We start from the raw sequence: 25,021 nt of genomic DNA on the forward strand, positions 1-25,021 counted from the left end.
CCCATGAACAACATCGACCCCGCCCTCTTCGAAGAATGGATGATGACCGGCCTGGTCACGATCCTGATCATTTTCATGGGTTTTATCGTCTGGGACCTGGCGAAGAAGTCCAAGGCCGGGCGCTTTGGCTCGTTCATTCTGTTCTTCGTGCTGGGCCTGGGCGTGGCCGCGTTCATCATCAAGAGCGTGGTGATCGGCCTGATCGAGTCCGGCGCGTTATAAGCGCGCCGGCACTTCCTTCCACTGGCCTTGGTCCAGGCCGTCGATCGACCAATCGCCAATCCGCACGCGCACCAGGCGCAAAGTAGGCAAACCGACAGCAGCGGTCATGCGCCGTACCTGTCGGTTGCGCCCCTCACGAATGACCAGTTCCAGCCAGTGCGTCGGGACGCTTTTGCGAAAGCGCACGGGCGGGTTGCGCGGCCACAGCTCGGGCTCATCCAACTGCCGAGCCTCGGCGGGCAAGGTCATGCCGTCGTTCAGTTCGACGCCTTTGCGCAGGCGTTGCAACTGTTCTTCGGTGGGTTCGCCTTCCACCTGCACCCAGTAGGTTTTCGCCAGCTTGTGTTTGGGATCGGCAATCCGTGCCTGCAACTGGCCGTCATTGGTCAGCAGCAGCAGGCCTTCGCTGTCACGGTCCAAACGGCCCGCCGGGTAGATGCCGGGAATATCGATGAAATCCTTGAGCGTCGCGCGGCCGCCTTCGTCGCTGAACTGGGTCAGCACATCGATCGGTTTATTGAACAGGATCAACTTCGGTTCGGCCGGAGGTGCCTTGGCGACACGCCGCGCAGCGGAATACGGGGGTTTCACGCCAGGGCGGCGCGAATCGGGACGGGTGGGACGGGACATGGCAAAGGAACATCTAACGGTCAGGACCGACAATGCTAGTGGCCTGACCGTTAAATGACCATCCCAACCGCTTAGCGGAACGGCGGCTCGTCGAAGCTGCGCAGTTTGCGCGAGTGCAGCGAGTTGAGTTCGGTGCGCAACAGGTCCACCGCCTCGATGCCGATCTTCAAGTGCTGGCTGACCGCACGCTCATAGAACGCGTTGGCCGAACCCGGCAGCTTGATTTCGCTGTGCAGCGGTTTGTCCGATACACACAACAAGGTGCCGTACGGCACCCGCAAACGATAGCCTTGCGCGGCGATGGTGCCGCTCTCCATGTCCACGGCCACGGCGCGGGACAGGTTGATCAGTGGGCGTTCCTGGGCCCAGCGCAGTTCCCAGTTACGGTCGTCGTAGGTCAACACGGTGCCGGTACGCAGGCGTTTTTTCAGCTCTTCGCCTTTTTCGCCGGTAACGTTAGCCGCCGCTTGCTGCAACGCAAGCTGCACTTCAGCCAGCGCCGGGATCGGGATGTTCGGCGGCACCACGCGGTCGAGAATACCGTCGCGGCGCATGTAGGCGTGCGCCAGTACGTAGTCGCCGATGGTCTGGGATTGGCGCAGGCCGCCGCAGTGGCCGATCATCAACCAGCAATGCGGACGCAGCACGGCCAAGTGGTCGGTGATGTTCTTGGCGTTGGACGGGCCGACGCCGATGTTCACCAGGGTCACGCCATGGCCATCAGTGGCCTGCAGGTGATAGGCCGGCATCTGGTAACGGTGCCACACCACACCGGCGGCAATTGCCGACGCCTCACCGTGATCCATGCTCTTGTCGATCACCACGTTGCCCGGCAGCACCATGCGGATAAAGCGCGGGTCGCTGCGCAGTTGCTCCAGGCCATGCAGGATGAACTGGTCGACATACCGGTGGTAGTTGGTCAGCAGGATCCACGGCTGCACATGGCGCCAGTCGCTGCCGGTGTAGTGCACCAGGCGGCGCAGGGAGAAGTCCACGCGGGCCGCATCGAACAGTGCCAGGGGCAGTGGGTCGGTGTTTTCCCAGTCGTACAAGCCGTCGGCGATGCCATCGGTGGCGGCCGACAGGTCGGTGCTGGGGAATACACGGGCCAGGGTCGCGGCGGTCACGCCGGAACCGGCCAGTTCGTCGCCCTGCTCCACCACGTACGGGTACGGAATGTTCTGCTGGCTCACGCCGACTTCCACGGTCACGGTGAAGTCGTGCATCAACGGCACCAGTTGCTCCAGCAGGTACTTACGGAACGCCGCAGGATGGGTGACGGTGACGCTGTAGGTTCCCGGCAACTGGACCTTGGCATACGCCCGGGTGGTCTGTGGGACTTCACCGTGGCAGTGGTAGGTCAGGCGCAGTTCCGGGTAGCGAAACAGCGCACGTTGTTCGGCGTCGGGCTCGACGCGATCTTTGAGGTATTGCTTGAGGGCTTGATTGAGCGCGCCAGTGGCACGCTCATGCAGGGCCGCCAGCCGGTCCACGGCTTCTTCAGCGGTTTGAACGACAACAAAAGCTTCGGTCACGGTAAGCATCCTGTGTTCTGACTTGCAGGCCTTTATCTTGCCTGTATCCCGGCCTCACCGAAACACCAGAGTTGGAATGCGGTAAACATGTGGGAGGGGGCTTGCCTCCGATAGCTGACTGTCAGCCAACACATCTATCGCTGACACACCGCTATCGGGGGCAAGCCCCCTCCCACATGTTTACCGCATTTTAGTCCGATAGATTGGGGGTGGAGCGGGCGATGAGAGCCTCCACATCTACGCCGCGTGGCAAGGTTCCATACACACGGCCAGACGAGCCACCCAACCGACTGGCAATAAACCCATCACTCACCGCCGCATTCCCCGCCTCCAGCAACAACTTGGCCTGCAATGCCACGGCGATGTCTTCGGTGAGTTGCCGCGCACGGTACTGGATGTCCTGGGTGTCCATGAATGCCGACTTCAACTGCTCGATATGCCGCGCCAGCTGCCGGTCGCCGTGCCCATCGCCCAGTTCGACAAACAGTGCCTCCAGCACGCCCGGCTCTTTCGACAACGCCCGCAGCACGTCCAGGCACTGCACATTGCCGGACCCTTCCCACGTCGAGTTCACCGGTGCCTCGCGGTACAGGCGCGGCAGAATGCTGTCTTCGACATACCCCGCGCCGCCCATGCACTCAGCGGCCTCGTTGATCATCGCTGGCGCACGTTTGCAGATCCAATACTTGCCCACCGCCGTCACCAGCCGGGCGAACTTGGCTTCCTGTTCATCGTCCAGATGATCCAGCGCACGGCCCATGCGCAGGCTCAGGGCCAGTGCGGATTCGCTTTCCAGCGCCAGGTCCGCCAGCACGTTCTGCATCAACGGCTGCTCGCTGAGCACGCGGCCGCCGACCGAACGATGGGCACAATGATGGCTGGCCTGGGTCAGCGCCTGGCGCATCAGGGCGCTGGAGCCGACCATGCAATCGAAGCGAGTCATGGCGACCATCTCGATGATGGTCGGCACGCCACGGCCTTCTTCGCCGATCATCCAGGCCAGGGCACCACGGAATTCCACTTCGCTGGAAGCGTTGGAGCAGTTGCCGAGTTTGTTTTTCAGGCGCTGGATGTAGAACTCGTTGCGTGTGTCATCCGGTCGGTGCCGGGGCAGCAGGAAACAGGTGAGGCCCTTGTCGGTTTGCGCCAGGGTCAAGAACGCATCACACATCGGTGCCGAACAGAACCACTTGTGGCCCACCAGTTCATAAGCCTGCCCTGGCCCGCCGGCGCCCACCGGATATGCCCGGGTGGTGTTGGCACGCACATCGGTGCCGCCCTGCTTCTCGGTCATGGCCATGCCGATGGTGGCACCGGCCTTGTGGGCGATGCCAACGTTGCGCGAATCGTATTGGGTGCTGAGGACTTTCGGCAGCCAGATATCGGCCAGGTCAGGCTGCAAACGCAGCGTCGGCACACAGGCGAAGGTCATGGTCAGCGGACAGCCGGTGCCCGCTTCGGCCTGGCTGTGCAGGTAGGTCATGGCGGCGCGGGCCACGTGGGCGCCGGACTGCGGATGGGCCCAGGGCAGTGACGGCAGGCCGTGTTCGACGGCGGTGCGCATCAGCTCGTGATAAGCCGGGTGAAATTCCACGAGGTCGATGCGACGACCATAACGGTCATGGCTGTTGAACACCGGCTTGTTATGGTTGGCCAGGAACCCGGCTTCCATCAATGGCCCGCCCGCCAACACACCGTAGGCATCGATACGCGCCTGCGCCCAGCCGGCGCCAAAGCGGCGCGACCATTCCTGCAGGGGCAGATCGATACGGTACAGGTTGGTGCCGTCCAGGGACGGCGGCTGGTTGGTGACGTCGTGGGTTTCGGCAAATTGATGCAGGTTCATGACGGGCCTCCAAGAAAAAAGGCCACGTTCAGTTGAGGCCTGCATTTCAGTTAAGCACCGTCATACCGCTTAAAAAAGTGACATACCCGCCGATTGTCCGGCGCTTTTGCCCTCTAACGGACACAACAACCGACGCTCCAATACCACCTGCAACGCCTCGAAACGTACAGGCTTGGCCAGGCGCTCGGAAATCCCGATGCCATGGCAGCCCTCGCGCTCCGACACATTCGGTGACGAGCTCAAGGCGATCACCGGTAATTCGCCGCAGCCAGGCAACGCACGAATCTGACAGCACAACGAGAAACCGCCTTCTGGAACATCCAACAGCACTGCATCGAAATCCGCTGCCTGCAACGCCGCCAACGCGCTCGGGCCGCTGTCCACGGTTTTCACCCGGTAACCGAGCTTGAGCAACATACCGCGCACCGCCAACTGGCCGACGCTGTTGTCATCCACCAGCAGCACCGAGCATTCCTGGGGCGCACGTTGTTTGTCCGGTCCAGGCTTTGACTCGGACGGGACCGGGCTGACCTCCACTTCCAGTTGAAAGCGGCTGCCTTTGCGCGGCTCGGAATGATGGGTGAGGCGCCCGCCCAGCAGTTCGACCAGTTGCCGGCAGATGGCCAGGCCGATGCCCAGGCCGCCGTACTCGCGAGTGGTGGAGCCATCCAGCTGGAAAAAGCGCTGGTACAGGGTGGCTTCATCAAGGAAAGCAAAGCCGATCCCGGTGTCGGTGACGATAAAACTCAGGCGAAGGCGACCATCGCTGTGGGGCACACCGACCACCCGCAGGCGCACCGAACCTTCGTGGGTGAACTTGAAGGCGTTATCCAGCAGGCAATCGAGGCACTGCAGCAGTTTGTCGGCATCGCCCAGCACGCGGTCCGGCAGCTCGTCCGCTACATCGATGGAAAACGCCAGGCCCTTGCTCTGGGCGCTGGCGCTGAACTGCTGGCGCAAGGTGTCGAGCGTACCGCGCAGGCTGAACACCTCGGGCCGCGCAACCAGGCGCCCGGCCTGCAACTCGGTGAGGGTAAGGATGCCGTTGACCATGCGCATCATGTCCCGCGCCGAGCCGGCGGCGGTTTGCTGGTACTGCGCCAGGTCCGCATCCAGCGGCACGGTTTGCATGAGTTCGAGGGAGCCGATCACGCCGTTCATCGGGGTGCGCAGTTCGTGAGTCAGGGTGGCGAGGAATTCATCCTTGAGACGGTTGCTGCGGGCTAATTGGAGGTTGAGCACTTCGAGCTTCTGGCTGGCATCGAACAGGATCTGCGCCTGTTGCTCACGCATTGCGTTGATGCGGTCGGCCAGGGCCAGGGACAACAACGCTACTTCGATCGCCGAACCGATCTGGCTGGCGTACATGGTCAGGAACACATTCGGCAGGTAGCCCAGCACCATCAGGGTATTGACCACCCCGCCGAGCAGGAACGCCGACCAGGCAATGATGAAATAGCGCGCCACCCGCTGCCCGCAATACCAGGCCTTGATGGCCGCGACAAAGATGGTCACGGTAAATACCAGCGCCAAGCCGGTGGCCAGGCGCAGCGCCAGGGCGTAGCTGGTCATCAACGACAGCAGCATCACCACACCGCCACACGCCACCAGCCCCAGCAACAGACGGTTGATCCAGCGGCTGTGCTGGGCCGTGTGCAGAAAGCTGCGCGCAAACAGGCTGCCGAACAACGCTGCCGAGCCAATCAGGAACGGCGTCGCGGCATTCGCCCACCAGGGATTGTCCGGCCAGAAGTACTCCACTGCCGCGCCGTTGACCGACAGCTGGTACATGCCGAATGAAGCGATATACAGGATGTAATAGAGGTAGCTGGTGTCGCGCACGCTGAGATAGATGAACAGGTTGTACACCAGCATGCCCAGCAACACGCCGTAGATCAGGCCCAACACATACAGGCGCAGCGGCTGTTGTTCCAGGTAGGCGGTGCTGGACCACAGCGTCAAGGGCGCCTGGATCGAGCCTTCGCTTTGCAGGCGCAGGTAGACGGTTTTCGCTTCGCCCGGCGTGAAGTCGAGCTTGAACAGGTAGTTGTTCTGGCGAATCTCACGGGCGGCAAACGGCAGCGCATCCCCTGTGCGCCCGGCGAGGCGATAGGTGCCTGTGCTGTCGGGCAGGTACAGGTCCAGATGGTCGAGCGGCGGGTAGGCCAGCTCCAGCAACCAGGTGCGTTGGGCTTCAGGATTCTGAGGCAGGTAGTGCAGATTGACCTTGAGCCAGAACACCGAACGTGAGTAACCGGCGTTGAGCGTGTCTTTATCGTGGGGCTTGAACTGCGTGACGGCAGAGGGTGCGCTGACATCGGCGATCGTGAGGGCATCGGTCGGGTCTTCGAGCACTTGCAAGGCTCGACCCAGCGGCAGGCTGCGCGTGTCCTGGTTGAACTCGATGGCGCTGGCGAGCAGCGGCAGCCCGCACAACAATAAAATCAGCAAATAGCGCATAGAGCCCCAGCGTGGCCTGCCCGGTTATGTCAAAAAGCCCCCCATTCCTTTTGAGAAGACGTACACCGGCAATACAGTTAGTAGTTTGGATCCACTCTAGCATAGCCACTAAAGGCTATTAGACACCATTGAAATAATTTTTTGAAAGGCTCTAGAACGGTGCTTTCAGCAATGTTCATGCACTCACCTGGGTTGCTGAAACCTTCCACCCGCGGTGAAAATCCTCTTTCGCGCAACAGCCCCGCCAAAAGCGTTTGGTGGTAAGCTCGCGCACCATGAATATCTACAGCTCTCGCCCCGTTGTCCTCTGTCTCTCCGGCCATGACCCCAGTGGTGGCGCCGGCTTGCAGGCAGATATCGAAGCCCTGCTCGCCCAGGGTTGCCATGCGGCTCCGGCCATCACCGCACTGACCGTGCAGAACACGGTCAACGTCAGCGACTTCCGCGTGCTCGACCGCGAATGGGTACTGGCCCAGGCCAATGCCGTGCTCGGCGACTCCGAAGTGGCGGCGGTCAAGCTCGGCATGCTCGGTTCCACCGCGATGGTCGACACCGTGGTCGAACTGCTGCAGGCGCATCCGCACCTGCCGGTGGTGTGCGACCCGGTACTGCGCGCCGGTGGCGGCGGTAGCCTGGGCAAGGACGAGGTCGGTTATGCGATGCGCGAGCGGCTGTTGCCGTTGTCGCTGATCGCCACGCCGAACCTGCCCGAAGCGCGCATCCTCGCCGAGCTGCCGGAAGGCTCGGCAGACGAATGCGCCGAGAAGCTGCTGCCGTATATCAGGCATTTGCTGATCACCGGCGGGCATGGCGACGAGCACGAAGTACACAACCGCCTCTACAGCCGCGACGGCACGCGCCAGACCTTTACCTGCCAGCGCCTGCCTGGCAGTTATCACGGTTCGGGCTGCACGCTGGCCAGTGCCCTGTCGGGCCGGATCGCCCAGGGCGAAGGCCTGGTGAGCGCCGTGCAATCGGCCCTCAACTACACTTGGCGCACCCTGCGTGACGCTGAACAACTCGGCCAGGGCCAGTTCGTGCCGCGCCGTCTGCCGCTGGATTTCTGCTCTTAACAGCACGAGGCCTGCCTGATGAAACTACGTGGCCTTTACGCCATTACCGACAGCCAACTGTTGGCCGGCAAATTCCTCGCCTACGTCGAAGCGGCGCTGGACGGTGGCGTGACTCTGCTGCAATACCGCGACAAAAGCAGCGACGAAGCCCGGCGCCTGCGTGAAGCAGAAAAGCTGCGGGAGCTGTGCTCGCGCTACAAAACCCAACTCATTATCAACGACGACGCCGAACTGGCCGCGCGCCTCGGCGTCGGCGTGCACCTGGGCCAGACCGACGGCCCGCTGACTCCGGCCCGTGCCCTGCTCGGCTCCAAGGCCATCATCGGTTCCACCTGCCACAGCCAGATCGAACTGGCCGAGCAGGCTGCCAAGGAGGGTGCGAGCTACGTCGCCTTCGGTCGCTTCTTCAATTCCAGTACCAAGCCCGGCGCCCCGGCCGCCACCGTCGAAATGCTGGCCCAGGCCCGTGCGCGCCTGCAGCTGCCGATCTGCGTGATCGGCGGCATCACCCTGGAGAACGCCGAACCCCTGGTGGCCCACGGTGCCGACCTGCTGGCGGTGGTGCACGGCCTGTTTGGCGCCGATAGCACCCAGGAAGTCACGCGCCGCGCCCGTGCGTTCAACGACCTTCTTAAAATTTCAGTTTAGAGAGCCCGATCATGTCCCGTTCCGAAACGCTGTTTGCCAATGCCCAGAAACACATCCCCGGCGGTGTGAACTCCCCCGTGCGTGCGTTCAAGAGCGTGGGCGGCACGCCGCTGTTCTTCAAGCATGCCGAAGGCGCCTACGTCACCGACGAAGATGACAAGCGCTACGTGGACTACGTCGGCTCCTGGGGCCCGATGATCCTCGGCCACAGCCACCCGGACGTGCTGGACGCGGTGCGCAAGCAACTGGAACACGGCCTGTCCTACGGCGCGCCGACCGCCATGGAAACCGAGATGGCGGACCTGGTCTGCTCGATCGTGCCGTCGATGGAAATGGTGCGTATGGTCAGCTCCGGCACCGAAGCCACCATGAGCGCGATCCGCCTGGCCCGTGGTTTCACCGGCCGCGACAGCATCATCAAGTTCGAAGGCTGCTATCACGGCCATTCCGACAGCCTGTTGGTCAAGGCCGGTTCTGGCGCGCTGACCCAAGGTGTCCCTAGCTCGGCGGGCGTGCCAGCCGCGTTTGCCAAGCACACCCTGACCCTGCCGTTCAACGACATCGCCGCCGTCGAGCAGATGCTCAATGAAGTGGGCCAGGACGTGGCCTGCATCATCGTCGAGCCGGTGGCCGGCAATATGAACTGCGTGCCGCCCGCGCCGGGCTTTCTCGAAGGCCTGCGCGAACAGTGCGACAAACACGGCGTGGTGCTGATTTTCGACGAAGTGATGACCGGTTTCCGCGTCGCCCTCGGCGGCGCCCAGGCGCACTACGGCGTCACGCCGGACCTGAGCACCTTCGGCAAGATCATCGGCGGCGGCATGCCGGTGGGCTGCTTCGGCGGCAAGCGCGAGATCATGCAGCACATCGCGCCGCTGGGCCCGGTGTACCAGGCGGGCACCTTGTCGGGTAACCCACTGGCCATGGCCGCCGGCCTGACCACCCTGCGCCTGATCAGCCGCCCGGGCTTCCACGCCGAGCTGACCGACTACACCACGCGCCTGCTCGACGGCCTGCAACAGCGCGCCGATGCCGCCGGCATTCCGTTTGTCACCACCCAGGCGGGCGGTATGTTCGGCCTGTACTTCAGCGGTGCCGACGATATCGTCACTTTTGACGACGTAATGGGCAGCGATGCCGATCTGTTCAAACGCTTCTTCCACCTGATGCTGGAAGGCGGCGTATACCTGGCACCGAGCGCTTTCGAAGCCGGCTTCACCTCGATCGCCCACGGCGAAGCCGAGCTGAAACTGACCCTCGACGCCGCCGAACGCGCCTTCGCCGCACTGAAGTAATAGGCCGCAACCATCAGGCACCCCGCAAACGGTGTCTGATTTGCTACTTTGCTTACAGATATTTCCGAGTTTTTCCGAGAATTCACCTGCAATCCGGCAGATAACTTGGCCAAGCAGCAGAAAAACGAGTAAAGACTTTGTAAGCAGAGGCCTGCTTATTTCATAATGCGCGCTTATTGGATCCCCCGAGGGTCCGCGTGCCCCGTCAGAGGTAAGTCGATTCCCATGAAACGCACCGGCCGCACCCTGGTTCTGGGCTGCCTGTTGCTCCTTCAGCCGCTGCTGGCACATGCACAAGCAGGCGGCAACTCGTTGTTAATCCCAGCGATGGGTCGTTGCACCCTCAATACCCAGCCAGACAGCCAGGCCGAAGCCCTGAGCGCGTGCCAGAAGCAGGCCGACGGCGGGGATGCGCAGGCGCAATACGAGTTGGGCGAGTACTTCCACGACAGCAAGAACCCTGCCCGCGACCTCAACAAGGCCTTGAGCTACTTCGAGAAAGCGTCGTTGCAGGGCCATGCCCAAGCGCAATTCCAGTTGGGCAACATGTTCTTCAAAGGCGAAGGCGTGCCGGCCAACAACGTCCAGGCCTACATCGTGCTGAAAATGGCCGCGGTCAACGGCGCTGAAGACGCGCTGGACACCGCCGACGAAGTCGCCGAGCACATGCAGCGCGATGAACTGGAAGTGGCGACCCAGGTGCTGGGCCAGATTTTCCGCAACTACCTTCTGGAACTGCAGAGCGCCGATGGGCGTTCGCCCTTCTCACCGCTGCCCTGACAGCCGCCTTACTTCTCCGGCATTGGCATCGGAAATGGCATCACATTGCTGGTGCCCCGCGCCTCGCTGATCTTCGGCGTGCCCAGGCGCTCGACTTCATCGATGCGCACAATCGAATGCATCGGCACAAAGCTGCGCACCACGCCTTCGAACTGCGCCTTGAGCTTCTCTTCGCCCGGGTCGACGACCAACTGGGTGCGCTCGCCAAAGACGAACTCTTCCACCTCCAGGAAACCCCACAGATCACTTTGATAGATCTGCTTGGCGTACATTTCGAACACCTGGCCCTGGTTGAGGAAAATCACCTTGTAGATTGGAGCTTCACGTTTGGTCATGGTGGGCGAACAACACATCGGGGATATAAAAGAGGGCGCGAACTATAGCATGGCACCCGATGCACAACGCTAGGAACCAATGGGCATGCCCCCTATAATGCGCGGTTCTTTACCACCAGTTGACGATTCCCATGGCCAAGAAGCTATACATCGAAACCCACGGTTGCCAGATGAACGAGTACGACAGCTCGCGCATGGTCGATCTGCTGGGCGAACACCAGGCCCTGGAAGTCACCGCCCGCGCCGAAGATGCCGACGTGATCCTGCTCAATACCTGCTCGATCCGCGAGCGGGCCCAGGACCGTGTGTACTCGCAGCTGGGCCGCTGGCGCGAATTGAAGCTGGCCAACCCGGACATGGTGATCGCCGTCGGCGGTTGCGTGGCCAGCCAGGAAGGCGCCGCGATCCGCGACCGCGCACCTTATGTCGACGTGGTCTTCGGTCCGCAGACCCTGCACCGCCTGCCGGAAATGATCGATGCCGCGCGCGTTACCAAGCTGCCGCAGGTGGATGTGTCGTTCCCGGAGATCGAAAAATTCGACCACTTGCCCGAACCCCGTATCGATGGGCCAAGCGCCTACGTGTCAGTGATGGAAGGCTGCAGCAAGTACTGCACCTTCTGCGTGGTGCCCTACACACGCGGTGAAGAAGTCAGCCGGCCATTTGATGATGTGCTGTCGGAAATCATCCACCTGGCCGAAAACGGCGTGCGCGAAGTGACCCTGCTGGGCCAGAACGTCAATGGCTACCGCGGCCTGACCGAGGATGGCCGCCTGGCCGACCTGGCGGAGCTGATCCGCGTGGTGGCTGCCGTGGACGGTATCGAGCGCATCCGCTACACCACCTCACACCCGCTGGAGTTCTCCGACAGCCTGATCCAGGCCCACGCTGAAGTGCCGGAACTGGTCAAGCACCTGCACTTGCCGGTGCAATCGGGCTCGGACCGCATCCTGGCGGCCATGAAGCGCAACCACACCGCCCTGGAATACAAATCCAAACTGCGCAAATTGCGCGCAGCGGTGCCGGGCATCTGCATCAGTTCGGACTTTATCGTCGGCTTCCCCGGCGAGACCGAGAAAGACTTCGAGCAGACCATGAAGCTGATCGAAGACGTCGGTTTCGACTTCTCCTATTCGTTCGTCTACAGCCAACGCCCCGGTACCCCGGCGGCCGACCTGGCGGACGACACCCCGGAAGCGCTGAAAAAAGAGCGCCTCAATGCGCTGCAACACCGCTTGAACCAGCAGGGTTTCGAGATCAGCCGACAAATGGTCGGGTCTGTCCAGCGCATCCTGGTCACCGACTATTCGAAAAAAGACCCGGGCGAATTGCAGGGGCGTACCGAGAACAACCGAATCGTAAACTTCCGTTGCGATAATCCGACCCTGATCGGCCAGTTTGCCGATGTGCACATCGATGCGGCGCAGCCGCATTCGTTGCGCGGGTCATTGCGGCAATAATTGCCTGATTAGGTGGGAGGGGGCTTGCCCCCGCTGACGGCGTGTCAGATACAGATGTTTTATCTGAACCGGCGCTATCGGGGGCAAGCGCCCTCCCACATTCTGACCGCGCAACATTCCGATGACGTAAGTGCTTTCGCGCACGGGCAGCTGGCGTTATTCTCTCTTTCACCTCAACAGCCAAAGGGCGGCTAAAAACAACCTTGAACGCACCCATAGCAGAACCCCATCGTTTTCTCCTCGAGCCCTTTGAGGCTCGCCGTTTCGCCAATCTGTGCGGACAGTTCGACGAGCACCTGCGCCTCATCGAACAACGCCTGAGCATCGAGATCCGCAATCGCGGCAATCAGTTCGAGCTCATTGGTGAACCCCAACACACCACGTCCGCAGAAAACCTGCTGCGCCGCCTCTACCGTGAAACCAAGGGTAGCGAGCTGTCGCCGGAAACCGTGCACCTGTACCTGCAGGAATCGGCCGTCGAAGACCTAGCCAATAACCCCGTGGCCGAAGCCAGCGTGGCCCTGCGTACCAAAAAAGGCATGATTCGCCCGCGCGGCTTGAATCAGCAGAAGTACGTCAAGGAAATCCTCGGCAACGACATCAACTTCGGCATCGGCCCCGCCGGTACCGGCAAGACTTACCTGGCCGTGGCCTGTGCGGTCGATGCGCTGGAGCGCGAGCAAGTGCGCCGCATCCTGCTGGTACGCCCGGCGGTCGAGGCTGGCGAGAAGCTCGGCTTCCTGCCCGGCGACCTCGCCCAGAAGATCGACCCGTACCTGCGCCCGCTCTACGACGCACTGTACGAGATGCTCGGCTTCGAATACGTGGCCAAGCTGATCGAACGCCAGGTGATCGAGATCGCCCCGCTGGCCTACATGCGTGGTCGTACCTTGAACAACAGCTTCATCATCCTCGACGAAAGCCAGAACACCACGGTCGAGCAGATGAAGATGTTCCTCACCCGCATCGGTTTCGGCTCCACCGCCGTGATCACTGGTGATGTCACCCAGGTCGACCTGCCCAAAGGCACCAAGTCGGGCCTGGCCCAGGTGATCGAGGTGCTCAAGGACGTGCCGGGCATCAGCTTCACGCACTTCATGCCCAAGGATGTGGTTCGTCACCCGCTGGTGCAGCGCATCGTCGAAGCCTACGAGCGCTTCGACCATCGCGACGATGCACCGGCCAAGGACATTCGCCGCGATGCTTGAGCTAGACCTGCAGCTGGCCACCGAAGCGCCCGCCCCCAGCGAAGCCCAGTTCCGTCAGTGGTGCGACCTGGCCCTGCGCCAGCGCACCGCCGACTCGGAACTGACCATTCGCCTGGTGGACGAGCCCGAGGGCCGCGAACTGAATCACACCTGGCGCCAGAAGGATTACGCGACCAACGTGCTGTCCTTCCCCGCCGATGTGCCGGATGAGCTGCTGGATATCCCGTTGCTGGGCGATCTGGTCATCTGTGTCGCCGTGGTGGAGCGCGAGGCAAAGGAACAAGGCAAGGAACTTGAAGCCCACTGGGCCCATCTAGTCATCCACGGCTGCTTGCATCTCTTGGGTTACGACCATATAGACGATGAGGAAGCCGAGGAAATGGAAACACTGGAACAAACGTTGCTTGCAGAATTGGGTCATCCGGACCCATATGCCGACGACGAAGCTTAAAAACACTCAACTGTAACAATAAAGGATTCAGAGTAATCGCTATGAGCGAAGACCGATCGAGCAACGGGCAGAAGTCATGGCTGGGTAAACTGACCCAGGCTTTTGCCCACGAGCCGAAAAACCGCCAGGAGCTGTTGGAGCTGCTGCGCGAGGCCCATCAGAACAAGTTGCTGGACAGCGAAGCGCTGGCCATTGTCGAGGGCGCCATCCAGGTGGCTGACCTGCAAGTACGGGACATTATGGTCCCGCGCTCGCAGATGATCAGCATCAAGGCGACCCAGACCCCACGGGAGTTCCTCCCGGCCGTGATCGACTCGGCGCACTCGCGCTACCCGGTGATCGGTGAAAGCCATGACGATGTCATGGGCGTCCTGCTGGCCAAGGACCTTCTGCCGCTGATCCTCAAGGAAAACGGCGACAGCTTCAATATCAAGGACTTGCTGCGTCCGGCCACCTTCGTGCCTGAATCCAAGCGCCTGAACGTGCTGCTGCGCGAATTCCGCGCCAACCACAATCACATGGCCATTGTGATCGACGAATACGGCGGCGTCGCTGGCCTGGTGACGATTGAAGACGTGCTGGAACAGATCGTCGGCGATATCGAAGACGAACACGACGTGGAAGAAGACAGCTACATCAAGCCACTGCCCAGCGGTGACTTCCTGATCAAGGCGCTGACGCCGATCGAGAACTTCAACGAGTTCTTCGACAGCGAATTCTCCGACGATGAGTTCGACACCGTTGGCGGCCTGGTGATGAGTGCGTTCGGGCACCTGCCCAAGCGTAACGAAACCACCGAGATCGGCGCGTATCGCTTCCGCATCCTGAATGCCGACAGCCGTCGCATCCACCTGATCCGCCTGACACCAATTGCCCGCTAAGGAATGACATGCAGCGCCTAACCCGCCCCGGCTGGCCCGGTAATTTGCTGGCCGTGGTGGCCGGCGCCATCACCACCCTGGCGCTGGCGCCGTTCGACCTGTGGCCTTTTGCGCTGGTGGCGGTCGGCCTGTTCTATGTCGGGCTGCGGGAACTGAGCCCACGCCAGGCCCTGGGCCGTGGCTGGTGTTTCGGCTTCGGCCTGTTCGGCGCCGGCACCAGCTGGATCTACTACAGCATCCACCACTTCGGCGGCGCTTCGGTGTTGCTGGCGGGGTTCCTGATGCTGCTGTTCACCGCTGCCATCGCCTGGTTCTTCGCCCTCCCCGCCTGGCTGTGGGCGCGCTGGTTGCGTCGCAACGAAGCGCCGCTGGCCGATGCCCTGACCTTCGCGGCGTTGTGGGTGGGCCAGGAAGCATTTCGTGGCTGGTTCCTCACCGGTTTCCCATGGTTGTATTCCGGGTACAGCCAACTCGATGGCCCGCTCACCGGCCTCGCGCCGCTGGGCGGGATGTGGCTGATCTCCTTTGCCCTGGCACTCACCGCCGCGCTGCTGTGCAACCTGCCGCGCCTGCTGGCCGGCAAGCGCAACGCCTTTATCGGTGCCGGCCTGGTATTGCTGGTAGCACCCTGGGCGATCGGCCTGGCACTCAAGCATCACGCCTGGACCAGTCCGTCCGGCGCGCCGCTGAGCGTGGCCGCCATCCAGGGCAACGTCGAACAGAGCATGAAGTGGGACCCGGAGCAGCTCAACGCGCAGCTCGCGCTGTATCGCGACATGAGCTTCAGCTCCAAGCGTGTCGACTTGCTGGTATGGCCGGAAACGGCGGTGCCGGTGCTCAAGGAGTCTGTCGAAGGCTACCTGGGCATGATGGGCAAGTTCGCCGCCGACCGGCACACCGCGCTGATCACCGGGGTACCGATTCGCCAGGAAGTGCACCACCAGAAGCGCTACTTCAATGGCATCACCGTGGTCGGCGAAGGCGACGGTACCTACCTCAAGCAGAAGCTGGTGCCGTTCGGTGAATACGTGCCGCTGCAGGACATGTTGCGTGGCCTGATTGCCTTTTTTGATCTACCGATGTCGGACTTCGCCCGCGGTCCCTCTGACCAGGCGATGCTGCAGGCCAAGGGTTATCAGATTGCGCCGTTCATTTGCTACGAAGTGGTGTACCCGGAATTCGCCGCCGGCCTGTCGGCCCAGAGCGATCTGCTGCTGACCATCAGCAACGACACCTGGTTCGGCCGCTCCATCGGCCCGTTGCAGCACCTGCAAATGGCGCAGATGCGCGCGCTGGAAGCCGGGCGCTGGATGATCCGCGCCACCAACAATGGCGTGACCGGCCTGATCAACCCGTTTGGACAGATCACGGCGCAGATCCCGCAATTCGAACGCGGCATTCTCTACGGCGAAGTGGTGCCGATGCACAACCTCACGCCGTACCTGCAATGGCGTTCGTGGCCGTTGATTATCCTGTGCCTGGGGCTGTTCGGTTGGGCGCTGCTGGCGGGCCGCATGTCCAAAACCGTCTGACAGACAACCCATAACCAATGTGGAAGGGGGCTTGCCCCCCTCCCAGATGTTGATCTGCCGTGTTATCGATAGAACAACCGATAACCCAGCTGCCCCACCGCTTCGTTGATCAACTGCCCGCTGCGCCACACTGATACGAACTCCGGCATCCAGCCACCCAGTGGCCGGGCGTTATCCACGCCCAGGAAGCCCACCGGCGCAGGCACCACGGTGAAACCGGCCTTCTCGAAGCTCCACACCGAACGCGGCATGTGCCAGGCCTGGGTCACCACCACCACGCGCTTGATGCCTTCGGGCAAGAGAATTTCCGCGCTCATCTGCGCGTTTTCCCAGGTGGTTCGGCTGCGTTCTTCCTTCCAGCGCACTGTCACGCCGAAGTCATCCTGCATCGATACCGCCATCAGTTCCGCCTCGCTGGGTGGTGTGCCGTAATGCAGGCCGCCGGTAGTCAGCACCGGCAGCCCGGAGGCCTTGGCCAATCGTGCGGCATAGCGCTGGCGCTCCAGGCCGGTACCCGTCGGCTGATCAGTGCCCCAGGCCGGGTCCCCGCGCTCCCGCCCGGAGCCCAACACCACGATCGCATCGGCGCGCTGCGCCAGCGTCGACCAGTCTTCCCGCGCCAACGGCGGCTCGGTCTCCAGGGCTCGCGCGCCCCACTCCACCATCACCGGCAGGCTGATCAGCCACATACCGCCAAACCCCAGCGCAAAGCAGCAACCCGCCAAGCGTGGCCGGCTGCGCCGAAACCACCAGGCAAGGGCCAGCAACAGCAAAAGAATGCCGGGCGGCAGGAGCAGTTGTTTGATGAAGTAACGAATAGGCATCGGGCATCTCCAAAGATGCCCGAAGCCTAAGGTGTAACGGGGTTTAGCGACAATCTTTACCGTGACATGACGCGAAGGTGTTGCTCTGGGGGAGTGAACTACTTGTAGCGTACGAAGCGGCGTTTTTCCGGGCCGCGACCGACCGACAAGTCCTTGAGCCACACCACCTTGGCAGAGTGCGTGGGCTCCTTGGGTGGCGGGGTTGCCACCAGAGGAGGCGCACCGCGCCCATTCCGTTCCAGAAAAGCCTTGATCAGTTCCAGCTCCGCACGGGTTAAACCGCGCAGTTCCAACTCCACAGGCCGTTCATCACGCAATCGGCCCGCTGTCCTCGCTGCATCCAATGCACGACCCAATCGGTCGATCAGTCCTTCGTAGATTTCCGGTTTCGTTACGATTCGCTGCGATTCAACCATCCCCTCACCTCATTGAAGAAAGACTTGCTCCCCAATAAACAGCGTAGCCCCCGTGGCTGCGCCTGCCCGGCGCCGCGACAGACGGCCCTGCCAGAGCAATCAGGGTTTCCCTCGATAGAGTGGGGTCATGTATGCTACGGCGCTTCCTGTAACTCCACTTCCCGCAGGGTTTGGGCACGGACGCGCCGCTTTTTGGTGTCGATCAACCTGAATGTTGCACCGAAGAGGATTAGGCCACCCCTATTCAGTTCAAAAGTAGCCATGCACGAACAATATCAGCCCCGTGAAATAGAAAATGCCGCCCAAACCTTCTGGGACGAGCACAAGTCCTTTGAAGTCAGTGAACAGCCAGGCAAGGAGACTTACTACTGCCTATCGATGTTCCCTTACCCCAGCGGCAAACTACACATGGGGCACGTGCGTAACTACACCATCGGCGACGTGATTTCCCGTTACCAGCGCATGCAAGGCAAGAACGTCCTGCAACCCATGGGTTGGGACGCCTTCGGCATGCCGGCGGAAAACGCCGCGATGAAAAACAACGTGGCCCCCGCCAAGTGGACCTACGAAAACATCGCCTACATGAAGACCCAGCTGCGCAGCCTGGGCCTGGCGGTGGACTGGTCCCGCGAAGTCACCACCTGCAAGCCGGATTACTACCGCTGGGAACAATGGCTGTTCACGCGCCTGTTCGAAAAAGGTGTGATCTACAAAAAAAGCGGCACCGTGAACTGGGACCCGATCGACCAGACCGTCCTTGCCAACGAGCAAGTGATCGACGGTCGCGGCTGGCGCTCCGGCGCGCTGATCGAAAAGCGCGAAATCCCGATGTACTACTTCAAGATCACCGCCTACGCGGATGAACTGTTGTCGAGCCTCGACGACCTGCCGGGCTGGCCGGAGCAGGTCAAGACCATGCAACGCAACTGGATCGGCAAATCCAAGGGCATGGAAGTGCAGTTCCCGTACAACGTCGACTCGATCGGCGAAGCGGGCGCACTGAAAGTCTTCACCACCCGCCCGGATACCCTGATGGGCGCGACCTACGTCGCCGTGGCCGCCGAACACCCGCTGGCCACCCAGGCTGCACAGAACAACCCTGAGTTGCAGGCGTTCATCGCCGAATGCAAAGGCGGTAGCGTGGCCGAGGCCGACGTCGCCACCCAGGAGAAAAAAGGCCTGCCGACCGGCCTGTTCGTCGAGCACCCACTTACCGGTGAAAAGCTGCCGGTGTGGGTGGCCAACTACGTGCTGATGCACTACGGCGATGGCGCTGTAATGGCTGTGCCGGCTCACGACGAGCGCGATTTCGAATTCGCCACCAAGTACAGCCTGCCGATCAAGTCCGTGGTGCGTACCAGCTCGGGCGACACCAATCCGGCCCCGTGGCAGGACGCCTACGGCGAGCACGGTGAGCTGATCAATTCCGGCGAGTTTGATGGCCTGGACTTCCAGGGCGCCTTCGACGCTATTGAAGTCGCCCTGATCAAGAAAAACCTCGGTGCCTCGCGCACCCAGTTCCGCCTGCGCGACTGGGGCATCAGCCGCCAGCGCTACTGGGGCTGCCCGATCCCGATCATCCACTGCGAAAGCTGTGGCGACGTGCCAGTACCGGAAGACCAACTGCCGGTCGTCCTGCCTGAAGACGTGGTGCCGGACGGCGCCGGTTCGCCATTGGCGCGCATGCCCGAATTCTACGAGTGCAGTTGCCCGAAATGCGGCGCACCTGCCAAACGTGAAACCGACACCATGGACACCTTCGTGGAGTCCTCGTGGTACTACGCCCGCTACGCCTCGCCGCACTATGAAGGCGGCCTGGTAGAGAAATCCGCGGCCGACCACTGGTTGCCGGTTGACCAGTATATCGGCGGTATCGAACACGCCATCCTTCACCTGTTGTACGCGCGCTTCTTCCACAAGCTGATGCGTGACGAAGGCCTGGTGAGTTCCGATGAACCGTTCAAGAACCTGCTGACACAAGGCATGGTGGTCGCCGAGACTTACTATCGCCGCGAAGCCAACGGCGCTTATACCTGGTTCAACCCGGCCGACGTCGAGCTTGAGCGCGACAGCAAAGCCAAGGTCGTCAGCGCCAAGCTGATCGCCGACGGCCTGCCGGTGGAAATCGGCGGCACCGAGAAGATGGCCAAGTCCAAGAACAATGGCGTTGACCCGCAGTCGATGATCGATCAGTTCGGCGCGGACACCTGCCGCCTGTTCATGATGTTCGCCTCGCCGCCTGACATGAGCGCCGAATGGTCCGACTCCGGCGTCGAAGGCTCGCACCGTTTCCTCAAGCGCGTCTGGCGCCTGGCGCACGCTCACATCAGCCAGGGCCTGCCGGGCAAACTGGACGTGGCCGCCTTGAGCGACGAGCAGAAACTCATTCGCCGCAGCACCCACCTGGCCATCAAGCAAGCCAGCCAGGATGTGGGCCAGAACCACAAGTTCAACACCGCTATCGCCCAGGTGATGACGCTGATGAACGTGCTGGAAAAAGCCCCACAAGTGACTGAGCAGGATCGTGCACTGGTACAGGAAGGCCTGGAAACGGTCACCCTGCTGCTGGCGCCGATCACGCCGCACATCAGCCACGACCTGTGGAACCGCCTGGGCCACAGCGACGCCGTCATCGATGCGCGCTGGCCGGTGCAGGATGACAGCGCCCTGGTACAGGACACGCTGCAACTGGTCATCCAGGTTAACGGTAAACTGCGTGGCCAGATCGACATGCCGGCCACGGCCAGCCGCGAAGACGTCGAGGCGGCTGCCCGCATCAACGAAAACGTGCTGCGCTTTACCGAAGGCCTGACGATCCGCAAAGTGATCGTGGTGCCTGGCAAACTGGTCAATATCGTCGCTAGCTAATCGGATTGGGCGCAGGGTTTGGGCTCTGCGCTGAATAAAGCCTTCAGGGCCTCTATAAGGCCCACATGGTTTCAAGGGGAGCAACAAAATGATCAAACGCAATTTGCTGGTGATGGGCCTTGCCGTGCTGCTGAGCGCTTGCGGCTTCCAACTACGCGGCACCGGCACCAATCAACTGGCGATCAAGGAACTGGACGTCAGCGCCCGCAATGCTTACGGCGATACTGTGGTGCAACTGCGTCAGGTCCTGGAAAACAGCGGCGTGCACGTCTACACCGGCGCGACCTACAAACTGGTGCTGGTGGATGAGAAAGAAACCCAGCGCAGCCTGAGCTACGCCAGCGCCGGCCGTGCGTCGGATATCGAGCTGAGCACGGTGCTCAATTTTGAAGTGCAAGGCCTGAATAACCAGCCGTTGATGGGCGACAAGGTTCAGGTGCAGAAGGTTGTCAGCCACGACGGCAACAACTTGGTGGGTTCGGACTCGGAAGTTGTCCAGGTGCGCAAGGAAATGCGCCGGGAACTGATCCAGCGCATGATGGTTCGCCTGCAGTTCCTGACGCCACAGCAGCTGGAAGCCTTGCAGCAACAAGCTGACAACAAGGCCAAGGCTGACGCCGACGCGCTGAAAGCTGCCCAAGAGTACGAAGACAACACACCGAAACAGTCGCCTGTTGAAGTCCCTGTCGAGTAAGCCGGACGGGGCGCCCCAAGCGCCCCGTTTATCCCGCCTATGAAACTCGCCCCCGCCCAACTCGCCAAACACCTGCAAGGTGGCCTTGCGCCTGTCTACATTGTCAGCGGTGATGATCCGCTGCTGTGTCAGGAAGCCGCCGATGCCATTCGCACGGCGGCACGCCAGCAAGGTTTCGACGAACGCCAGGTCTTCAGCGCCGACGCCAGCTTCGACTGGGGCACGCTGCTGCAGGCCGGTGCGAGCATGTCACTGTTTGCCGAGAAGCGCCTGCTGGAACTGCGCCTGCCTTCGGGCAAGCCTGGCGACAAAGGCGCGGCCGCCCTGATGGAATACTGCTCGCGCCCCGCCGAAGACACCGTGCTGTTGATCAGCCTGCCCAAGCTTGATGGCAGCGCGCAGAAAACCAAGTGGGGCAAGGCTCTGGTGGAAGGGGCGCAGACCCAGTTCATCCAGATCTGGCCGGTGGACAGCAGCCAGTTGCCGCAATGGATTCGCCAGCGGCTGTCGCAGTCGGGACTGTCGGCGACCCAGGACGCAGTGGAGTTGATCGCCGCCCGGGTTGAAGGCAATTTGCTGGCCGCTGCCCAGGAGATCGAAAAGCTCAAGCTGATGGCCGAAGACGGGCAGATTACCGTCGAGACCGTCCAGGGCGCCGTGGCTGACAGTGCACGCTTTGATGTGTTCGGGCTGGTGGATGCGATCCTCAACGGTGAGCCCGCCCACGCCCTGCGCATGCTCGAAGGCCTGCGCGGCGAAGGTGTGGAACCGCCGGTGATTCTCTGGGCCCTGGCCCGGGAACTGCGGGTGCTGGCCAATATTGCCCTGCAATATAGCCAGGGTACGCCGCTGGACAAATGCTTCAGCCAGGCCAAGCCACCGGTGTGGGACAAGCGCAAACCCTTGATGAGCAAAGCACTGCAGCGGCACTCGGCGCAACGCTGGGCGCAATTGCTGCTGGAAGCGCAACGCATCGACGCGCAGATCAAGGGCCAGGCGGCGGGTTCGCCGTGGATGAGCCTGAGCCGTTTATCATTGTTGATGGCCGGCCAGCGCCTGACATTGCCGGCAGAATAGTCCTACCTCTCGAAGGGCTTTACAGCGGCGCAACATCGGCAGATGATTTGCACCGCTTCAACCACCCAACGAGAGTAACGACCATGAGCAAAAAGCCATCCAAGCATGGCCCCAACAAGGCCAAATCCATCATCGCCCAGCCACTGTTCCGTAGCCGTCAGGAACGCGCCGGCAAGGGCAAAGGCAGCTACCGCCGCGAAGCCTTCCAGTCTAAAAGCTGGGAGGCTTCTTACTTTCTGGCTGCCTGAAGGCAAGCAGCCCTCTGGCATGATAAGGTCTGCACCTGATTTGCAATCCCTGGACCTGTGCATGCCCTCTAGTCTTTCCCGTCGTTGGCACTTTCGCCAACTGATCGCTGCCTCCAGCCTCATCCTGCTCGTCGCCTGTGCGGAGAAACCCACCGCCGCCGACGCTCAACCGCTGCCCAAGCTCCAGACCGCCCCTGTGGTTGCGCCCGCTGTCGTGGCCCCGCTGGCTGTGGATAATCTTGATATCCAGCCGACCCAGACCTTCGCCGAATGGCAGGCGGCCTTCCGCGTGCAAGCCCTGCAGGCCGGCATCACCGCCGCCGTGTTCGACAACGCATTCGCCAACGTTACCCCCGACATGGCGGTGATCCGCGCCGACCGCAGCCAGCCGGAGTTTTCCCGCCCGGTGTGGGAATACCTCGACGGCGCCCTGTCGCCCGTGCGCGTGCGCAACGGCCAGGCGTTGCTGGTCAAGTACGCCGACATCCTGCAAAGCATCGAACAACGTTATGGCGTCGACCGCCAGGCGCTGGTGTCGGTATGGGGCATGGAAAGTAACTTCGGCCAGTTCCAGGGCAACAACTCGGTGATCCGCTCCCTAGCGACCCTGGCCTACGAAGGCCGCCGCCCGGCATTTGCCCAGGCGCAATTGCTGGCGGCGCTGCAGATCATCCAGCACGGCGATATCCAGGCCGACCAGATGAAAGGCTCCTGGGCCGGCGCCATGGGCCAGACCCAATTTATCCCGACCACCTACAACACCCACGCCGTCGACTTCGATGGCGACGGTCGCCGCGATATCTGGAACAGCCCGTCAGACGCCCTCGCCTCCACCGCACACTACCTGCAGAGCTCCGGCTGGCAGAAAGGCCAACCGTGGGGTTTCGAAGTGAAACAACTGCCGGCGAACTTCGATTACGCCCTGGCCGATGGCGGCATCCGCAAGACGGTCGCAGAATGGCTGAAACTGGGTATCCAACTGCCGCCAGGCGCAAGCATGCCGCCCAACGTCGACCAACTCTCAGCTGCGCTGCTGTTGCCGGCCGGCTACCGTGGCCCGGCGTTCCTGGTGCTGGATAACTTCCGTGCGATCCTCAAGTACAACAACTCCTCGTCCTATGCACTGGCGGTTGGCTTGTTGTCGGAACGCTTTGGTGGCGGTGGAGTGATTCGTGGCGATTGGCCGAAGGATGAGCTGCCATTGAGCCGCTCGCAGCGCATCGACTTGCAGACGGCCTTGAGTGCCAACGGCTATGACGCGGGCAACCCGGATGGGATTATCGGCGCCAATACGCGCAAGGCGATTCGTGCGGCGCAGCAGGCCTTGGGCTGGCCGGCGGATGGGTATCCGACGGTGAAGCTGCTGGAGTCGTTGCAGAATCGATAGATCTGCCTATGGCGGCTATCGCTATCGGGGGCAAGCCCCCTCCCACATTCCAACAGCACTCCATTGTGGGAGGGGGCTTGCCCCGATGACGCCTGACAGGCCACAAAAACTCAGGCTTTGAGCACTACATCCTGCTCCAACACCACCCGCTGCTCCCCCGCATCCAACCGCACCAATGCGCCCATCGGCAACGTCAGGTTCGGGTCGCAATGCCCACTGCGCCAACCGGACAACACCGGGATGCGCAATGGCTCGAAGGTCTGCTTGAGCAAGCGCTCCAGCGCACCCTGATCTACACCCGCCACGTCTCCTACCAGCACGCCGGCGACCTGCTCCAGCTTGCCCGCCAGGCGCAGGTGCGTCAGCAGGCGGTCGATACGGTAGATCGGCTCGTTGACGTCCTCGATCAACAGGATGATGCCATCTGCGTCGATCTCAAAGGGTGTGCCCATGACTGCCGCGATCATCGACAGATTGCCACCCAGCAAGCGTCCACAGGCAATGCCAGGCTCGATTGTGGTCAGCGGGTACGCCACGGGGTGCATCAACTCGCTACCAGCGCCCAACTGGCCGCGCAGCATGCTGAACAATGAAGACTCGGTAGGTGGTTGCTTGTCGCCCAAGAGATCGGCGTTGAGCATCGGCCCATGGAAGGTCACGAAGCCGGCGTAACGGCTGATTGCCAGGTGCAGCGCGGTGATGTCGCTGTAACCCACGAAGGGTTTGGCATTGGCGCGTAGCAGGTCGAAGTCCAGGCTATCGAGCAGGCGCGGCGTGCCGTAGCCGCCACGCAGGCAGAAGATGGCGTCGATTTCAGGGTCGGCGAAAGCTTTGTGCAGGTCGTTGAGGCGGGTTTTATCGCTGCCGGCGAGGTAGCCGTCGCGTTCATAGACACCCGGGAAGATGCGCAGGTCGTAGCCGCGGGTGCGCATCCATTGGCCGGCTCTTTCAACGTCCAGGGTCGCGGGGCCGGCGGGGGCGATCAGGGCGATGGTGCCTTCGCTACGGAGGGCAGGTACTGCAGCGGTCATCCACGACTCTCCTTGGCTAACGCGAAACAACTGTGGGAGGGGGCTTGTCCCCGATGGCGGTGTATCAGTATCAGAAGTGTTGACTGACAGTCCGCTATCGGGGGCAAGCCCCCTCCCACA

Annotated in this window: 23 protein-coding genes; 15 read left to right on the plus strand and 8 right to left on the minus strand. The window is 61.9% G+C overall.

The window, feature by feature from the left end:
- Positions 1-12: 12 nt before the first annotated feature.
- Positions 13-222, plus strand: coding sequence for a DUF2788 domain-containing protein (locus K5K89_RS25555; protein ID WP_025999909.1), 210 nt, complete (start codon positions 13-15; stop codon positions 220-222).
- On the opposite strand, the gene K5K89_RS25560 is transcribed toward K5K89_RS25555, so the two are convergent.
- From K5K89_RS25560 to K5K89_RS25575, 4 genes are all read right to left on the minus strand, one after another.
- The gene (locus K5K89_RS25560; protein ID WP_261400793.1) at positions 217-852 is read right to left on the minus strand and encodes a pseudouridine synthase; all 636 of its coding nucleotides are present in this window, start codon (positions 850-852) and stop codon (positions 217-219) included. The two genes, K5K89_RS25555 and K5K89_RS25560, sit on opposite strands and share 6 nt — an antisense overlap.
- Before the next feature lie 71 nt (positions 853-923).
- Positions 924-2,396 (minus strand): AMP nucleosidase, encoded by a 1,473-nt coding sequence (gene amn, locus K5K89_RS25565; protein ID WP_161630243.1) that lies wholly within the window; start codon positions 2,394-2,396, stop codon positions 924-926.
- Positions 2,397-2,577: 181 nt separating this feature from the next.
- A complete protein-coding gene (locus K5K89_RS25570; protein WP_222540478.1) occupies positions 2,578-4,233 on the minus strand; it encodes an acyl-CoA dehydrogenase family protein in 1,656 nt (551 codons plus the stop codon).
- 69 nt (positions 4,234-4,302) lie between these two features.
- Positions 4,303-6,693: a hybrid sensor histidine kinase/response regulator gene (locus K5K89_RS25575; RefSeq protein ID WP_071489912.1), complete on the minus strand. Its 2,391-nt coding sequence runs from the start codon at positions 6,691-6,693 to the stop codon at positions 4,303-4,305.
- Between the two features lie 275 nt (positions 6,694-6,968).
- On the opposite strand from K5K89_RS25575, the gene K5K89_RS25580 reads away from it, so the two are divergent.
- From K5K89_RS25580 to K5K89_RS25595, 4 genes are all read left to right on the plus strand, one after another.
- Positions 6,969-7,766: a hydroxymethylpyrimidine/phosphomethylpyrimidine kinase gene (locus K5K89_RS25580; protein WP_093125722.1), complete on the plus strand. Its 798-nt coding sequence runs from the start codon at positions 6,969-6,971 to the stop codon at positions 7,764-7,766.
- Between the two features lie 18 nt (positions 7,767-7,784).
- Complete coding sequence (gene thiE, locus K5K89_RS25585; protein ID WP_093125718.1) at positions 7,785-8,414, plus strand: thiamine phosphate synthase; 630 nt, start codon at positions 7,785-7,787, stop codon at positions 8,412-8,414.
- A gap of 11 nt (positions 8,415-8,425) precedes the next feature.
- Complete coding sequence (gene hemL, locus K5K89_RS25590; protein WP_071489909.1) at positions 8,426-9,709, plus strand: glutamate-1-semialdehyde 2,1-aminomutase; 1,284 nt, start codon at positions 8,426-8,428, stop codon at positions 9,707-9,709.
- Positions 9,710-9,934: 225 nt separating this feature from the next.
- The gene (locus K5K89_RS25595) at positions 9,935-10,489 is read left to right on the plus strand and encodes a tetratricopeptide repeat protein (RefSeq protein WP_071489908.1); all 555 of its coding nucleotides are present in this window, start codon (positions 9,935-9,937) and stop codon (positions 10,487-10,489) included.
- 8 nt (positions 10,490-10,497) lie between these two features.
- Here the strand turns inward: K5K89_RS25595 and K5K89_RS25600 are convergent, their stop codons facing one another.
- Complete coding sequence (locus tag K5K89_RS25600; protein ID WP_003194436.1) at positions 10,498-10,824, minus strand: DUF1820 family protein; 327 nt, start codon at positions 10,822-10,824, stop codon at positions 10,498-10,500.
- 131 nt (positions 10,825-10,955) lie between these two features.
- Between K5K89_RS25600 and miaB the strand changes: the two genes are divergently transcribed.
- The 5 genes from miaB (at position 10,956) to lnt (ending at position 16,356) form a co-directional block, all read left to right on the plus strand.
- The gene (miaB, locus tag K5K89_RS25605) at positions 10,956-12,284 is read left to right on the plus strand and encodes a tRNA (N6-isopentenyl adenosine(37)-C2)-methylthiotransferase MiaB (RefSeq protein WP_071489907.1); all 1,329 of its coding nucleotides are present in this window, start codon (positions 10,956-10,958) and stop codon (positions 12,282-12,284) included.
- Between the two features lie 203 nt (positions 12,285-12,487).
- Positions 12,488-13,492 (plus strand): PhoH family protein, encoded by a 1,005-nt coding sequence (locus K5K89_RS25610; RefSeq protein ID WP_222540479.1) that lies wholly within the window; start codon positions 12,488-12,490, stop codon positions 13,490-13,492.
- On the plus strand, positions 13,485-13,943 hold the full coding sequence (gene ybeY / locus K5K89_RS25615; RefSeq protein WP_071489905.1) for an rRNA maturation RNase YbeY: 459 nt from the start codon (positions 13,485-13,487) through the stop codon (positions 13,941-13,943). Before K5K89_RS25610 ends, ybeY begins: the two co-directional genes overlap by 8 nt.
- Positions 13,944-13,984: 41 nt before the next feature.
- Positions 13,985-14,824 (plus strand): HlyC/CorC family transporter, encoded by an 840-nt coding sequence (locus K5K89_RS25620; protein WP_010206772.1) that lies wholly within the window; start codon positions 13,985-13,987, stop codon positions 14,822-14,824.
- Positions 14,825-14,832: 8 nt separating this feature from the next.
- Positions 14,833-16,356: an apolipoprotein N-acyltransferase gene (gene lnt / locus K5K89_RS25625; RefSeq protein WP_092248159.1), complete on the plus strand. Its 1,524-nt coding sequence runs from the start codon at positions 14,833-14,835 to the stop codon at positions 16,354-16,356.
- A gap of 62 nt (positions 16,357-16,418) precedes the next feature.
- Here lnt and K5K89_RS25630 read toward each other — a convergent pair whose 3' ends face one another.
- On the minus strand, positions 16,419-17,180 hold the full coding sequence (locus K5K89_RS25630; protein WP_071489903.1) for a YdcF family protein: 762 nt from the start codon (positions 17,178-17,180) through the stop codon (positions 16,419-16,421).
- A 98-nt stretch (positions 17,181-17,278) separates the two neighbouring features.
- Entirely contained in the window at positions 17,279-17,596 is a 318-nt protein-coding gene (locus K5K89_RS25635; RefSeq protein WP_092248154.1) for a hypothetical protein, read from the minus strand.
- Between the two features lie 261 nt (positions 17,597-17,857).
- Here K5K89_RS25635 and leuS point away from each other — a divergent pair, with 261 nt between their 5' ends.
- The 5 genes from leuS (at position 17,858) to K5K89_RS25660 (ending at position 23,870) form a co-directional block, all read left to right on the plus strand.
- Positions 17,858-20,464, plus strand: a complete 2,607-nt coding sequence (gene leuS, locus K5K89_RS25640) for a leucine--tRNA ligase (RefSeq protein WP_222540480.1) — start codon at positions 17,858-17,860, stop codon at positions 20,462-20,464.
- An 88-nt stretch (positions 20,465-20,552) separates the two neighbouring features.
- A complete protein-coding gene (gene lptE, locus K5K89_RS25645; protein ID WP_071489900.1) occupies positions 20,553-21,158 on the plus strand; it encodes an LPS assembly lipoprotein LptE in 606 nt (201 codons plus the stop codon).
- Positions 21,159-21,197: 39 nt separating this feature from the next.
- On the plus strand, positions 21,198-22,235 hold the full coding sequence (gene holA, locus K5K89_RS25650; RefSeq protein WP_058427766.1) for a DNA polymerase III subunit delta: 1,038 nt from the start codon (positions 21,198-21,200) through the stop codon (positions 22,233-22,235).
- 83 nt (positions 22,236-22,318) lie between these two features.
- Positions 22,319-22,483, plus strand: a complete 165-nt coding sequence (arfA, locus tag K5K89_RS25655; RefSeq protein WP_071489899.1) for an alternative ribosome rescue factor ArfA — start codon at positions 22,319-22,321, stop codon at positions 22,481-22,483.
- Between the two features lie 61 nt (positions 22,484-22,544).
- Positions 22,545-23,870 (plus strand): lytic murein transglycosylase, encoded by a 1,326-nt coding sequence (locus tag K5K89_RS25660; protein WP_093529649.1) that lies wholly within the window; start codon positions 22,545-22,547, stop codon positions 23,868-23,870.
- 110 nt (positions 23,871-23,980) lie between these two features.
- Here the strand turns inward: K5K89_RS25660 and K5K89_RS25665 are convergent, their stop codons facing one another.
- Positions 23,981-24,901 carry an LD-carboxypeptidase gene (locus tag K5K89_RS25665; protein ID WP_222540481.1) on the minus strand — a complete coding sequence of 307 codons (921 nt, stop codon included), beginning with the start codon at positions 24,899-24,901 and terminating at the stop codon, positions 23,981-23,983.
- Positions 24,902-25,021 lie beyond the last annotated feature (120 nt).

The sequence above is a fragment of the Pseudomonas sp. DR208 genome (assembly GCF_019823005.1).
Classification (GTDB): domain Bacteria; phylum Pseudomonadota; class Gammaproteobacteria; order Pseudomonadales; family Pseudomonadaceae; genus Aquipseudomonas; species Aquipseudomonas extremorientalis.